This window comes from Microcoleus sp. AS-A8, assembly GCA_039962225.1.
In the GTDB taxonomy this organism is placed as follows: Bacteria; Cyanobacteriota; Cyanobacteriia; order Cyanobacteriales; family Coleofasciculaceae; genus Allocoleopsis.
Map to the genome: position 1 here is coordinate 90,932 of JAMPKV010000009.1, position 14,792 is coordinate 105,723.

Annotated in this window: 11 protein-coding genes; 9 read left to right on the forward strand and 2 right to left on the reverse strand. The window is 48.8% G+C overall.

Features of this window, described 5'->3' with window-relative positions; genetic code table 11:
* Nucleotides 1-24: 24 nt before the first annotated feature.
* A complete protein-coding gene (gene ilvN, locus NDI48_15915) occupies nucleotides 25-543 on the reverse strand; it encodes an acetolactate synthase small subunit (GenBank protein MEP0832661.1) in 519 nt (172 codons plus the stop codon).
* A 313-nt stretch (nucleotides 544-856) separates the two neighbouring features.
* On the opposite strand from ilvN, the gene NDI48_15920 reads away from it, so the two are divergent.
* The 3 genes from NDI48_15920 (at nucleotide 857) to NDI48_15930 (ending at nucleotide 4,013) form a co-directional block, all read left to right on the forward strand.
* The gene (locus NDI48_15920; GenBank protein MEP0832662.1) at nucleotides 857-1,225 is read left to right on the forward strand and encodes a BON domain-containing protein; all 369 of its coding nucleotides are present in this window, start codon (nucleotides 857-859) and stop codon (nucleotides 1,223-1,225) included.
* Between the two features lie 260 nt (nucleotides 1,226-1,485).
* Nucleotides 1,486-1,827, forward strand: a complete 342-nt coding sequence (locus tag NDI48_15925) for a BON domain-containing protein (protein ID MEP0832663.1) — start codon at nucleotides 1,486-1,488, stop codon at nucleotides 1,825-1,827.
* A gap of 350 nt (nucleotides 1,828-2,177) precedes the next feature.
* Nucleotides 2,178-4,013, forward strand: coding sequence for an iron uptake porin (locus tag NDI48_15930; GenBank protein MEP0832664.1), 1,836 nt, complete (start codon nucleotides 2,178-2,180; stop codon nucleotides 4,011-4,013).
* A gap of 51 nt (nucleotides 4,014-4,064) precedes the next feature.
* On the opposite strand, the gene NDI48_15935 is transcribed toward NDI48_15930, so the two are convergent.
* Nucleotides 4,065-5,018 (reverse strand): alpha/beta fold hydrolase, encoded by a 954-nt coding sequence (locus NDI48_15935; GenBank protein MEP0832665.1) that lies wholly within the window; start codon nucleotides 5,016-5,018, stop codon nucleotides 4,065-4,067.
* 232 nt (nucleotides 5,019-5,250) lie between these two features.
* Between NDI48_15935 and infC the strand changes: the two genes are divergently transcribed.
* The 6 genes from infC (at nucleotide 5,251) to NDI48_15965 (ending at nucleotide 14,620) form a co-directional block, all read left to right on the forward strand.
* On the forward strand, nucleotides 5,251-5,787 hold the full coding sequence (gene infC / locus NDI48_15940) for a translation initiation factor IF-3 (GenBank protein MEP0832666.1): 537 nt from the start codon (nucleotides 5,251-5,253) through the stop codon (nucleotides 5,785-5,787).
* Between the two features lie 87 nt (nucleotides 5,788-5,874).
* Nucleotides 5,875-8,874: an MFS transporter gene (locus NDI48_15945; GenBank protein MEP0832667.1), complete on the forward strand. Its 3,000-nt coding sequence runs from the start codon at nucleotides 5,875-5,877 to the stop codon at nucleotides 8,872-8,874.
* Between the two features lie 279 nt (nucleotides 8,875-9,153).
* On the forward strand, nucleotides 9,154-9,633 hold the full coding sequence (locus NDI48_15950; protein MEP0832668.1) for a Crp/Fnr family transcriptional regulator: 480 nt from the start codon (nucleotides 9,154-9,156) through the stop codon (nucleotides 9,631-9,633).
* Nucleotides 9,634-9,789: 156 nt separating this feature from the next.
* Nucleotides 9,790-10,287, forward strand: coding sequence for a hypothetical protein (locus NDI48_15955; GenBank protein MEP0832669.1), 498 nt, complete (start codon nucleotides 9,790-9,792; stop codon nucleotides 10,285-10,287).
* A gap of 66 nt (nucleotides 10,288-10,353) precedes the next feature.
* On the forward strand, nucleotides 10,354-12,813 hold the full coding sequence (locus NDI48_15960) for a GH116 family glycosyl hydrolase (protein ID MEP0832670.1): 2,460 nt from the start codon (nucleotides 10,354-10,356) through the stop codon (nucleotides 12,811-12,813).
* A 190-nt stretch (nucleotides 12,814-13,003) separates the two neighbouring features.
* A complete protein-coding gene (locus NDI48_15965; GenBank protein ID MEP0832671.1) occupies nucleotides 13,004-14,620 on the forward strand; it encodes an insulinase family protein in 1,617 nt (538 codons plus the stop codon).
* Nucleotides 14,621-14,792 lie beyond the last annotated feature (172 nt).

The window sequence follows — 14,792 nt, forward strand, 5'->3', positions numbered from 1 at the left end:
GCACGTTAAAAGCAAGTCAGCTAACTATACTTTCGCTTCCAGAGACTTCAGATATTCCGTATTGACCCCGGATTCCCGCGTCAAGGCAATTTTACCCGTTCGGGCAATTTCACGGATGCCAAACTTACCCAAGACTTGAACAATCGCCACCAACTTACCAGGGTCTCCCACGACTTCTAGCGTCAGTGAATCCTCTGCAATGTCTACCACACGCGCCCGAAAGACCTGAGCTAATTCAATAATCTCTGTGCGAGTCGAACTGTTGCCATTCACTTTCACCAACATCAACTCCCGCTCTACACAGGGTGTGGTTGTAATATCCTGTACCTTGAGTACATTGATTAGCTTGTAGAGTTGCTTAGTTAGCTGCTCGATAATGTGTTCGTCTCCAGGCACCACCATGGTAATTCGGGAAATGCCGACCTGCTCGGCTGGGCCAACCGCAAGACTTTCAATATTGAAGCCCCGACGGGCAAATAAACCAGCAATTCGAGTCAGAACACCGGCTTCATCTTCGACCAGAACGGAAAGGGTGTGTTTCATGGGATTAAAACAAGGGCGGCACGCACGCACTCGCCTCGCAACCGGAGAAAGTTGTCTTGGCGTGAATTTTCTATAATATCGCGGTCTATGGCACTGACCAAACTACTCGATCTATCCATCAAAGGCACGGAAGGGGACAAGGGCCGAGGAAACAGATGGATTATTTCTGCCCAGTTGGCCTAAACTTATCTCTCCTACGCCAAAAGGCTGAGTAAGAGCGCAGCATTAAATATATTGCTAGGCAGATGCGACTAATTCGCGCATTTATGAATAATATTAAAGACAATCAAGCGTAATTGGAGCTCAACAAGTTATGGGTTGGTTACAAAGACTGTTTGGCATGGGAAAACCCAAGGACGCTCAGGTTAACCCACCTGCCCAGCCTGCACCTCAATATACAGCTCAGGCTCCTGCGAGTACTAACGCCGAAACAATTGCCCCAGAACGTGTTGGTTTAAACGGAGAATACGATCAAAGCGGTTTGGCCAAGCGAGTTGCCTTAGCTTTTGACGAAGACCCCGATCTCGCTGATGAAGAGCGCCTGTGGGTAGCCCAGACTAGCGGGACTATCGTTTTAAAAGGCGAAGTCTCTGACCAAGCGACCCTGAACAAAATGACAAGTATTGCCAGAGGCGTTAATGGTTGCACTGCCGTAGACAGCAGTCAAGTTAAAGTGGGTTAATTTTTTCTCTTCCTGACCTATCCAAAACGTGCAGATGATAGTTGAATGTGTTTTGTCGTAGGGATGCACACAGATTAGACTGATATCCAGTCTTTGCTCAAAAATTTTTTTGGATTTGGATACAGTTTAAGTTCCCTTTTTTAACTCTCTACTACAACAAGTTGGTAGGGAGATTTTTTTATTTTTATCAAAATGCTGACAAATCTACAAATCACCCATTATATTGATGAAAATCAAGCATTCTTGGAGCTAACGAAACGATGGGTTGGTTACAAAGACTTTTTGGAATGGAAAAACCAGCAGAGGCTCAGGTTAACCCTGCGCCCGTAGAAACGGCACCTGAAGGCGGAGAAATTGCCCCAGAGCGTGTTGGCTTAAGCGGAGAGTACGATCAAAGCGGTCTTGCCAAGCGGGTTGCCTTAGCTTTTGACCAAGAACCCGAACTGGCTGATGAAGAACGGCTGTGGGTTGCTCAAACTGGGGGCACTGTGGTTTTAAAGGGTCAAGTCACCGACCAAGCAACTCTTGACAAAATGGTGAGTGTTGCCCAAAGCGTTAGCGGTGCCACTAGCGTTGCAACCGATCAAGTGACTGTTGGTTAAATTTTTTGCTTCACTCTCGCGCATAGTTTTAAGACTAGACCAGCTTGGCAGAAATAGCCTACCAGTAAACCATGAACCCTGACCAATTAGGCTGGTGGGAAACTTTCGCCGCCAATGTTTAGTTAGTCGGCTTAGTCCGTATGACTCTCTACTAGATATTATTTAGTAGGGAGATTTTTTATATCAATTAATAGATTTATATAGCTATCCTCAATAAGTTGTGAAATCTAAGTGGGGCTGGAAAAATTATCCAGTAAAGGTTGTTATTTGTACAAATGATTTAGGTTAGCTATAGTTTTGGTTAATGTTAGTTATATCTCGTTGAATACACAAAATATTTTAATCGATGGTTGTATAAGGAGCTGAATGAAGCTTCCATCGCGATCGCCCAGGAGGCACAATCCTTATCATCTGTAGCCTCCACCCTCCCCAGTAGTCCCCCTCTACAGGCAGAATCTGCCCCGTCAGCGAAGTCTCTTGCCCAACTCAGTAGCGCTCAACCCACCAATGCAGACGTTGCAAGAGAACCAGCACAGAGCAATCCTGAGCAGATGGAGCAAGTGACTCATGTTTCCCAACTCAGTGGTGAACCACTCACTGACTCAATGGAACAAGTAACCAACGTTTCCCAGTTGAGTGACGTTCGACCCACAGATTGGGCTTATGAAGCGTTGCGATCGCTCGTTGAGCGTTATGGTTGTATTGCGGGCTATCCAGACGGTACCTTCCGAGGAAACCGTGCCATGACCCGCTATGAATTTGCCGCAGGTTTGAATGCCTGTTTGCAACAAATTGAGAAATTAATGGCTGGTAATGGCTCTGAATCGGCTACCAAGGAAGATTTAGCCGCATTACAGCGATTAGTGGAGGAATTTCGTCCCGAACTCACGACTCTAGGGTCACGAATCGATAAATTAGACGGTCGAGTCGCCTTTCTCGAAGATCATCAATTCTCCACCACAACCAAATTAAGTGGTCAGGCTATTATCTCCGCCATCGGTGCTAGCGGGGGTGCGCCGGATGGCAAGGACGCTAACATCATCCTAACCAATCGGGTGCGACTCAACTTAGTCACCAGTTTTACTGGAAAAGATACCCTAATCACAGGCTTGCAAGCTTATAACTTCGAGGGGGGTGTCTTTGGGGGAAACAGCCTTCAAAATACTTTGTTCCCAGGCTCAACCCTCACCTCCGGAATGAGTAAACTCAGCTTTGAACCCCAATTTCCGGGATTCAATCCCAAGGACTTATCAACGGTCGGAACCAATAGCGTTAATTTATACAAGCTACTTTACATCTTCCCCCTTGCCAACAAATTTACGGTGTTTGCTGGGACGGCAGCTGAAGTTTCCGATGCCTTTCCCGCCATTACTCCCTTTGCCGATGATGGACAAGAGGCCATTTCCCGGTTCGCGGGTTATAACCCCGTGGTACGGGTATCGGGTGGGACTTCTGGAACCGGTTTAGCATCGGCGGCTGGCTTTATCTGGAGCATTTCTGACAAGCTCGACCTCAGAGCCTTGTACGGTAGCGTCAATGCTAACCTGCCCGGTGAGGCTTCGGATGTTCTGCCAGGGGTTTCGGGTACACCTTTGGGAGCGGGCGTGTTTAGTGGTAGTAGTGTTGTTGCGACGCAACTGACAATTAAACCCACCAACTCCATTGACATTGGTTTGAACTATGCCAACAGTTACCACGAAATCAACATCTTGGGCACTGGATTAGCTCAATCGGATGCTAACGCTTTGGGCGGAGTCGCTCTCGGCACTCCCGTAAACCTCAACTCAGTTGGTGCAACGCTGACTTGGCGGTTAACACCGAAGGTGGCGTTAAGTACCTATGGAGCCTACATCTTTGCGAATGATTCAACAGGTGATGTTGATGCCTCGTCTAACTTCAGCAGTTGGATGGTAGGTTTGCACTTTAAGGACTTGTTCAAAGAGGGGAATGCAGCCGGACTCATTTTTGGACAGCCACTTTACCGGGTAGATGCAGGTGGGGATGCTGTGCTGGCAGCGGCTGGTGTCAACAGAGCCACGCCCTACCACTTAGAGGCTTATTATCGCTTTCAGGTGAGTAAGAATATCAGCATTACACCGGGTGCTTTTGTGCTGTTCAATCCGGAAGGAAATAGCAACAATGACACCACCGGGGTGGGTGTTATTCGCACTACATCTACGTTCTAATGTTTTGGTAATGGGGAATGGGGAAAACTCAAATGAATCAACAATTCCCTATTACGGAGTCGTAGATAGAGAAGAATCGCTAGCATTTTGTGCCTCAGTACAGTGACGTGCCAGCCACTCTAAGATAATTTGATTGACTTTATCTGGACATTCATCGTGGGGACAGTGACCCGCATCATCTAATTCAACCAATTCCAAATTCGGGTTGAGTGCAGCAAACTGCTGCGCCAAATAGGGCGGAATCATCCGGTCTTGACGCCCCCACATCAACAGCAGGGGAATATTTAAGGTCGGCAAAATGGTTTTGACCTTGGGTCCAAATTCCGCAGAGGTCATCCCTTTAAACAGGGCACTAAACGTAGCCGCTGCCCCCCTATCTTGGGCTGGAACGGCTAAAATTTCCACTAACTCAGCGGTAATAGCGGCGGGGTTAGCGTAGGCACGCCCGACCCACTTCCGCACAAAGGGTGGGCGTCTGACCACATAAAAAAGGCTTTTGATTACGATGGGTGAAACCACCACACTCTTAACGGCGGAAACCACAGGTCGCAACCAAGGGGGAGTCATCTCCTCTTCCAAAGAAAAATCAGGTAAATTAATCAGGGCAATTCCTTTTACCATTTCTGGATGAGCTGCCGCTGCCGCTAGACAAACCAGGGAGCCAATCGAGTTACCCACTAATACCATCGGCTGCCGGATAAAAGTCTGCCAAAATTCATAAACCTGGTCTACCCAGAGATCGATCTTATACTCCACAGCGGCCTTCCGGGATGCACCCCACCCCAGCATATCCAAGGCGTAAACCGTGTGGTGTTCACCGATCACTTCCAAGTTATGACGCCAATGCCCAATGGAGGCTCCAAAGCCATGCAGCAGCATTATCGGGGCTGTTGATTCACTCAGCGATTGCGGGGATCGGATATAGGTGTAGCGGGTCTGCCAGCCTCGCCAAACCCAGTCTCGCTGATTCCCAACTCGTTGCTGCCAATGCACAGATGTTGTCACGCCAGCCTCACCTTCAAAAAGGTTTACAAATTCTCTTCCATTTTATGTGGTTTCCCCTGACCTAACCGATTGGGAATGACCCCGTTACAGTCATTGAAGTTCCTCAGTAAATAGCCCTAATGGGAAGTTACATTAACAAGCGGCACAGAAATATGAGAGGACTCAGTAAAATGGCAAGTGTAAACTGACGCTACGCTCTATTCTTTTCAATCCATCGATTTTAGAAATTACTCTGACGCCTGTGAATGAGAATAGACGCCAACGCGATTTACCCCCAATTAACGAAAGAATCCGGTTCCCTAACATTCGAGTCATCGATACAGATGGGGGACAACTGGGGATAATCACGCCTCAAGAAGCTTTACGCATCGCCGAGGAAAAAGAGTTGGATCTCGTCTTAGTGAGCGACAAAGCCGATCCGCCGGTCTGTCGCATCATGGACTATGGCAAGTATAAATTTGAGCAAGAGAAAAAAGCCCGCGAGGCCAGAAAAAAGCAGCACACTGCCGATGTCAAAGAAGTCAAGATGCGCTACAAAATTGAGGATCATGACTACCAAGTGCGCGTCAATCAAGCGGAACGCTTTCTCAAGTCTGGCGATAAGGTCAAAGCCACCATTACCTTCCGAGGTCGAGAAATTCAACACAGTGACTTAGGGGAGGACTTACTCAAGCGGATGGCGATAGATTTGGATGCGTTGGCGGAAGTGCAGCAAGCACCGAAGCGGGAAGGTCGTAATATGATGATGCTACTTTCTCCTAAAAAATGATTTGTGGTCAGTGGTCAGGGCTCAAGATCAGTGACCATACACAGAACAACGGATCACTGACAAATAACAACTGACTTGCTTTAACCGATGAAACTGCAACCTCGTGCTCGTGTTCAGGGTGACTGGGTACGGAAAGCCCTACAGTGGGTCAACCTTCGTCCCGAAGAAGGTGAGCGAACCTTATTGATGTTCGCGTTCTACACAGCAACCTCCGTGGGGTGGCTTTGGTTCGAGTACAGTGCGGTGGCGCTGTTCCTAGACAAATATGGTGCTGAGCGGTTGCCGTTGATTTATATCGTCGGTGCGTTCATGGTTTCAGGGCTAGGATTGTTGTACTCCTGGCTTTCTGGCATTTTGCCGATGCGAAGCGTCTTGGTCACGATCGCCCTGTTGACCAGCATACCTCTGTTACTGTTTCGCGTAGGCTTGGGACTCGACTATTTCGACGGTTGGATCGCTTTGGCGACCGTTTTTCTGGTGCGGTTGTGGTCTGATGCGGTTGAAGTCCTCAACGACCTCAACTCCCAAGTTGCCGCCAATCAACTGTTCAACATCCGAGAAATTAAGCGAACCTACCCGATTATCTCCAGTGGTTTGTTAGTCGCTGATGTCGTCGCCGGATTCTCCTTACCCGTCCTGCTGCGTTTCGTTGGCCTGTACGATGTGATCATTCTCGCGGCTTTTGCCATGTTGGTAGGAGCAGGAACGTTGTTTTATCTCGGTCAACGCTATAGCCAAGCGTTTCCTGACTTGCCCTCGCGAGATTGGGAAGACGATGAGTCTGAATTCGCAGTCCGCAGCACCAGTGGTCCTCTGCAACGCTACATCATCCCTTTATTTACCTTTTTTATCCTGGCAGAAGCTCTGTACCTCTTAGTCGAATTCCAGTATCTCAGTCAACTGGAAGAAAAGCTGCCAGAGACTTCGGACATTGCTGGGTTTTTAGGCTTGTTTGGGGGAACTCTCGGATTATTTGAACTGACTTCCCAATGGTTTGTCTCCAGTCGGGCGATTGATCGCTTAGGCGTTTTTGTTGCCGCTATGCTGTTGCCAGCATCGTTGTCAGTTTTAGGATTGCTGATGTTGACGGGTTCATTCGACTTTGTCATTGGAGTCATCCGTCAGGTCATTCCTTTACCCGAACTTATTAGTGGGCTGTTTGTCGGTCTGATCTTACTCCGGTTTATCGATGAGTTACTGCGCTATACCTTAATCGCAGGCATTGAACCCGTCCTGTTCCAACCCATACCGGAGAAGATGCGAAATGCTGTTCAGACTTCTGTACAGGGCATTGCCGAACCCATCACCACCGGGATTACAGGCATCAGCATCTTGAGCACGATTTGGGTGACAAAAAATCTGTTCCCAGGGATGGAACAATTGCAGAGTCAGGTGTTTATTTTTGCGATTGTGCTGTCTTCGGCCATCTGGTTGCTGAGTGGCTGGTTAATGCGATCGAGCTATGTCAGTTTACTCGTGCAGAGTGCAGAGCAAGGGCGTCTGGGTTTTTCCGATGTGGATTTACGGGCCTTCAAGCGGGCTGTGGTGGAAGAATTGGAGCAGCCCGGGACTGAGGCAGAGAAACGCTCTTGCATCCAACTGTTAGGCCAGATCGATCCAACCACCGTGGGCGAAGTCCTCGCTCCCTTATTGCCTCGCTTGTCTACGGCCTTGCAACGCCAGAGTCTAGAGGCCATGTTAGAGTACCCCAACCCCGCTTACCTGGGCGACGTTCAAGTCCTGATTGAGCAAACACCGCCCCCAGAAGTCTTAGCCTTGGCACTACGCTATGTCTGGTTGACCCAACCTGAACTCGATATTCGTACCATTAAGCATTACATGCATTCTGGTGTGGAGCCAACGGTACGAGCCACCGCCGCCGCTTTAATTCTGCGCCGGGGAACCCCTGCCGAGAAGGCAGAGGCCACCAATACCTTGCGGCGGATGCTTACCTCCAAACGAGAACAAGAGCGGGTGATGGGGACACGGGCGCTAGGCGAGGCCGAGTATTTGCAGGCGTTGAGGCTTTATATCCCCAATCTCTTGCAGGATGAGTCGCTGCGGGTGCGTCGGGCTTTGTTGGAGGTAATTGCCGCCACTCACTTGGAAGAGTACTATGGCTCTTTAATGAAAGGACTGTACTATAAATCCACGCGTGAAGCGGCGCGTGGGGCATTGGTGCGCCTGAAGGATGAAGCGATTCCCTTAGTCGTGGAGTTGGCAGAAGATATCCATAAGCCGGATTTGGTGAGGTTACAAGCTTGGATGGCTTTGGGTGAGATGGGTACCGCAGAAGCCCTCAACCAGTTAGTGCAACAGTTGATGAGTAGTTGGGGGACAACTCGGCGCAATATTCTCCGGATTCTACTCAAGATGCCGAATGACGCTGGGATTGAAGGCGTCCTTGACCAATTGGGGCGGAGTGGGATTGAGATGCTCATTGAGCAAGAATTATTGTTTCTGGGTCAGATTTTTGCGGCTATTCTCGATCTAACAAGTGAGAACATCTCAGGAGAGGAGGCAGATTTGCTTGTCGGGGCGCTACACAATTTGCAAACAGATTTATTAGAACGGTGTTTCTTGTTGATGAAGTTCCTGTACCCGATTAGTGCGATTCAAGCGGGAGCGTTTAATGTGGCATCGGAATCAAGGTCTAATGTGGCACTAGGGTTAGAAATTTTAGACAATACGCTGGATATTCCCCAGAAGAGAGCGTTTTTGTCCATTTTAGACCGTCGTTCTCCGGAAGAGAAGATGGCTTGTTTGGAGGAATGGGTGCCTTATCAACCGATGAGTCCGAGCGATCGCCTCCGTAGGTTGATTGAATTTCGTCATTTTCTGCCCGACTGGTCTCTAGCCTGTTGTTTTCATTTAGCTAGAACCGCTCACTACAGTTTGACACCGGAAGCCACTCTCGTCTGCCTGCGTCATCCAACGGGTTTTGTCCGGGAAGCCGTTTTGGCCTATTTGAGAGAAGCCTCGCCTCGTGCTTGTCTTGATTTGTTACCCGCTTTGAAAAATGACTCCGATCGCTTAGTGGCAGATCAGGCGCAGCGGATACTTGAAGAGTTGGGTCAAGTGAGCTAAGGCAAGCTGGAGCATCAGGCATCAGGGCCGGAGCTTTAGTGAGGACAGGGGAGCAGGGGAGAAAAATACGCTCATTTGGAAAGGGGGCTATCAATGCGGATTTGGTATTAAAATACCTTTCCAATTGACTGCCTTTTGCCTTCCTGCTTCTGCCTTCTGCCTTCTTTAACGTCAAACCGTATATTTTCCCAATTATTAGTCTTGAGTCCAGCGGATTACGGTAAACTTGAGCTTTCCACAGTAATACAGCGCCAATAGCCAATAGCTGACCGCTAATCGATGTTAACCAGCGTTGAGCGTTTATTGTTTATCAGGGCTGTCCCGATTTTTCAAGAACTCCGGGACGATTTTTTAGTGCGTCTTGCTTCGGTGATGGATGAGCTATCGTTCCCCGCCGATCATACGATTTTCACCCAAGGACAGGAGGGGCGATCGCTTTATATTGTGGTCAAAGGTTTAGTCCGAGTTCACATCGGCGATCGCGATTTAGCGCAGCTCAAGGAGGGAGCCTGTTTCGGGGAGATGTCGTTATTCGATGCCGAACCCCGTTCTGCTTCCGTAACGACGATAGAACCCTGTGAATGCCTGATGCTGACACAGCTACAACTGTATGATGCGATCGATGAGACGCCAGGAATTGCCATTAATATTATTCGCCTACTTTCTCGTCGCATTCGTGAACTGAATAATAAGGTGAATGCTTACGAGGCGAAGAGTTCGGCACCGGATCTAACGAGGACGGGGAGTAATTTATCCTGATCAATGTGATGCAATCTTATCTCTACTCAACGATGCCTGTTCTGTAACAGAAGGAGTCTTTTTGCAGAATCAAATTGCCAAAGCGTTTGGGTAAAAACTCGCTTTGGCATCCCTGTTGTTGCTCGCGATCGCATACTAGCCGTTCTCGTCTTTTTTATGTTAAATGCCCATGAAGAAAATCAAGAATTGATAGATTTTCATGGCAGCGACGGCACAATTACGATAGAAACGACCAAGTTTTCAGGAGCCAAGAAGTTTATCTGCTTACCGGCTTTATCTCATGCCGTTCTCAAAAATCACCCGGAAGTTGGGGTAACCATTCAAAATTTTTGGACTAACCCACAAATACCTGTAGATGATCGAGGAACCGATTTCAGTACTCGATTAATTCAGCAGATACGTTTAGTTCCAGGAATAACTGATGCACATCGACGAGATTTCTATCGCTCAAGAGCCTATATAAGATTCCACAACGGCATTACCATTCGTACCTGGAGCAATCCTTTACAAGTGGAGCATGTCTTTATTGGTAACAATGAGGGACAATGCCTCTACGGGGGTTTTGTTGGTTGGCTCCATACTGATGGCTTGCGTAGAAGCCTTAAGGATATCAAAAAACAGTATCATGGCTTATGCTCAGCTAAAGTTCATTAGTCAGGAGTAATAGAGAATCGGACTTGGAGGCAATCCATGTAGCTCCAATCTCGGTAAAATCAGGGCATGATCTACCAACCACCGCGCCCAAAAATCCCTGAGTGTAGCTGGCAGCGTCCCATTGGACTTGGCTGGGACAAACCCTACACCGTCCGCTATGCAAGTAATCTCGACGATGGCCCCTGGCATGGTATGCCCCTTGGGGGGTTTGGGGCGGGTTGTATAGGTCGTTCTCCACGAGGCGACTTTAATTTATGGCACTTGGATGGGGGAGAGCATTCCTTTAAAAGCCTCCCGGCGTGTCAGTTTAGTGTATTCGAGCAGTCAGAAAACGCACCCAAGCAAGCTTATGCTCTGTGTACCGAACCACCAGAGGAGGGTACTCTGAGCGCGTGGCAATGGTATCCCACATCGCAACAGGCAAAAGGCAATACGGGTACTTATCAGGCGTTGTATCCTCAAAGTTGGTTTACCTATGAAAATGTTTTCCAAACCGAACTAACTTGTGAGCAGTTTTCCCCCATTTGGGCGGGGTGTTACCAGGAAGCCAGTTACCCGGTAGCGGTGTTCGAGTGGACGGCACACAACCCCACGGATGCCCCAATTACCCTCAGCATTATGCTGACTTGGCAGAATATAGTGGGCTGGTTTACCAATGCGATCAAAAGCCCACAGATACAGGTGCGGGATGATGGTAGTCCGGTTTATGAGTACCAGCCGCGCTGGGGCGAAAGCACGGGAAGTTACAATCAGTGGATTGTGGATAACTTCCGGGTGGGATGCCTTTTAGACCGGGTTAGGCTGCATGATAGCGAAGCGGTAGCCGATTTTCGAGGCGCATCTGAGATGCAGGAAGGGGAAGGGCAGTTATGCTTTGCGACCGTCACCAATCCCAGTATGGAAGTGTTTTACCACACTCGCTGGAACCCGACGGGCAACGGGGCTGAGGTTTGGCAATCCTTCGCCGCCGATGGCAGTTTGAGTGATACGCAGGATGAGACAGCCGCCGCACCGGGAGAACAAATTGCTGCCGCGATCGCCATCCGCTTTACTATTCGTCCTGGTAGAACCCGTAAAATTCCCTTTATCCTCGCTTGGGATTTCCCTGTCACAGAGTTTTCCCCAGGCATTCATTACTACCGACGCTACACCGATTTCTTTGGTCGTACAGGCAACAACGCCTGGTCAATTGTTCGTACCGCCCTCAAGCACGCTGACTTGTGGAAGGAGAAAATACACTTGTGGCAGGAACCCATCTTAAAGCGTGAGGATTTGCCCGATTGGTTTAAGATGGCTCTGTTTAATGAGCTGTATCTGCTGGCGGATGGGGGGACTCTGTGGACGGCGGCGGATGACCGCGACCCGATTGGTCAGTTTGGTGTTCTCGAATGCTTAGATTATCGTTGGTATGAAAGCCTGGATGTGAGGCTTTATGGTTCCTTTGCTCTAGCCATGCTTTGGCCTCGACTCGATAAAGCCGTATTAGAAGCCTTTGCCCGCGCCATCCCGACGCATGACGAGACATCGCGAATTATCGGTTATAACCAGGCAGAAGCCATCCGTAAAGCCGCCGATGCCACACCCCACGACTTGGGTGCACCCAACGAGCACCCGTGGGAAAAGACGAACTATACCAGCTACCAAGATTGCAACCAGTGGAAAGATTTACCCTGTGATTTTGTCTTGCAGGTTTATCGAGATTTTGTCCTCACGGGGGCTAACGATACAGAATTTTTGTGGGAGTGTTGGTCGAGCGTAGTCAAGACGTTAGCTTACCTTAAGACCTTTGACAAAGACGGAGATGGGATTCCGGAAAACTCTGGGGCACCCGATCAAACCTTTGATGACTGGCGGTTGCAAGGAATCAGCGCCTACTGTGGTGGGCTGTGGTTGGCAGCCCTAGAAGCCGCGATCGCCATGGGTGAAATTCTGATTAACCACTACCCTCCCGTATCCGAACTCATCGAAGTCCCTGACCCGGAATCCATTCAAGAAACCATTGAACTCTATCGCCAATGGTTAGAACAATCACAACCCATTTATCAAGAAAAACTCTGGAATGGTCAATACTATCGGCTGGATAGTGAGAGCGGTTCAGATATCGTGATGACAGACCAACTGTGCGGTCAATTTTACGCCCAGTTATTAGGTTTGCCGGATATTGTACCTCCAGAATGCGTCCAGTCTGCCCTCAAGAGCGTGTATGATTCCTGTTTCTTAAAGTTTCAGGATGCCCAACTGGGAGCAGCCAATGGCGTAAGACCGGATGGTTCACCCGAAAATCCCGATGCAACTCATCCTTTAGAAGTCTGGACGGGCATTAACTTTGGGCTAGCGGCATTTTTAGTGCAGCAAGGGATGAAGCAAGAAGCTTTGCAACTCACGGAAGCTGTCGTGCGTCAAGTCTATGAAAATGGACTGCAATTTAGAACGCCGGAAGCGATTACAGCGGCGGGAACTTTCCGCGCTAGTCACTATCTGCGAGCGATGGCTATTTGGGCGGTTTATTTCATGCTCAATCGGTAGAGTATAGCGATTCTCATCCGAGTGAGGTACAGATTAACCCCTCCCCGATGTGGTGAGGGGAGCAAGACTCCGGTTCTCCTTGCCTGCTATTTTCAAATCAACTCTACTCGCAACGGTTGATTTTTTGTCAGGATATATCAGGAGAAGGAGCAATTCTTATTCTCAAAACAAGGCCAATTCCTACTGTTATATGAGTCAGGTGAATCCATTTATTCTGCTTTGCCAGCTTGTTACGACCCAGTTAAGATCGCCCGTAGGACGTGGGTCAAAGACTCTATCCCTAATCCTGGCGTTCCTGGGGGCTGTAATCCTTGGTTGGGGAATGCTTCCCCCTGTCGCTTTGGCTCGCACCGAGACTCCAACCACGACCTCTGCGTCGATTCAGCCTTACTTGGATGGAGTCATCCAACGAATTACTGAGTTTCGCCTCGATAATGGCATCAAATTTATTGTCCTCAAACGCGACAAGGCACCGGTTGTTTCATTTGTCACCTATGCCGATGTTGGGGGGGCAGATGAACCCAATGGCCAAACGGGTGTCGCTCACTTCCTGGAGCATTTAGCTTTTAAAGGCACCACGCGCATCGGGACGAAAGACTATCAGGCAGAAAAGCCGTTGTTAGACAAATTAGATCAGTTGTCTGAACAAATTCAAGCCGCCAAAAAAGCGGGTAAACAGGCAGAAGTCGCCCAGTTACAGGCGGAATTTAGCAAAATTGAAGCAGAAGCGGCTGGCTTGGTCGAGCAGAATGAACTGGGTCAGATTGTCGAGCAGTCTGGGGGTGTGGGATTGAATGCGACGACCTCAGCAGATGCAACGGTTTATTTTTATAGCTTCCCTGCCAATAAGCTAGAGCTGTGGATGTCCCTGGAATCGGAGCGATTTCTAGACCCTGTGTTTCGAGAATTTTATAAAGAAAAAGATGTCATTTTAGAGGAGCGTCGTCTGCGAACCGATAACTCTCCCATCGGTAAGATGATTGAAGTGTTTCTGGATACTGCCTTTCAGGAGCATCCCTACCGCCGTCCGGTGATTGGCTATGACGAAGACATCCGGAACCTAACCCGCGAGGATGTTCAGCAGTTTTTTGAGACTCACTATGCTCCTAGTCAGTTGACGATGGCGGTTGTGGGCGACCTCGACCCAGCGAAAGTTAAAGAATTAGCTCAAGTTTACTTTGGACGCTACAAGGCTCGACCCGCCGCGCCGGGAGTCAAGACGGTTGAACCGCCCCAAAAACAAACGCGGGAAGTGACGTTGCAATTGCCGTCCCAACCCTGGTACTTAGAGGGATATCATCGACCTGCCGTCAACCATCCTGATGATGTGATTTATGGAATTATTGGGCGTCTGCTCAGTGAGGGACGAACCTCTCGCCTGTATAAGTCTCTGGTGGAGCAGAAACAGGTTGCGCTCTCAGCTCAAGGTTTTAGTGGTTTTCCAGGGGATAAACATCCGAATTTGATGTTGTTTTATGCCCTGAGTGCGCCGGGACGTACAGTGGATGAGGTAGCAACGGCATTGCGGACTGAAATTGAGCGACTCAAGACAGAACCCGTTTCAGCGCAAGAGTTAGATCGGGTGAAGACTCAGTCCCGTGCTGAATTATTGCGATCGCTCGATTCTAATATGGGCATGGCACGCAGCTTAGTGGAGTATGAGGTCAAAACCGGCGATTGGCGCAATTTATTTAAGGAATTAGAGCAGATTGCCGCCATTACCCCAGCCGACATTCAGCGAGTGGCGAAGGCAACATTCACCTCAGAAAATCGCACGATTGGACGCCTTTTAACTAAAGAGAGTTGAAGGTTGAAGGTTAGTCGGTTGGAAGTTGAAAGTTAACCCGTTGAAATTTGAAGATTAGCCGATTAAAGGTTGTCTTGAAAACCTTTAAATTCCCATGTTTTAACTTCCAAGTCGTAAACCTTAAACCCTCCAACAAATCTCTAAGAAGGGTCGCGCTTTGTATTCTCAACCG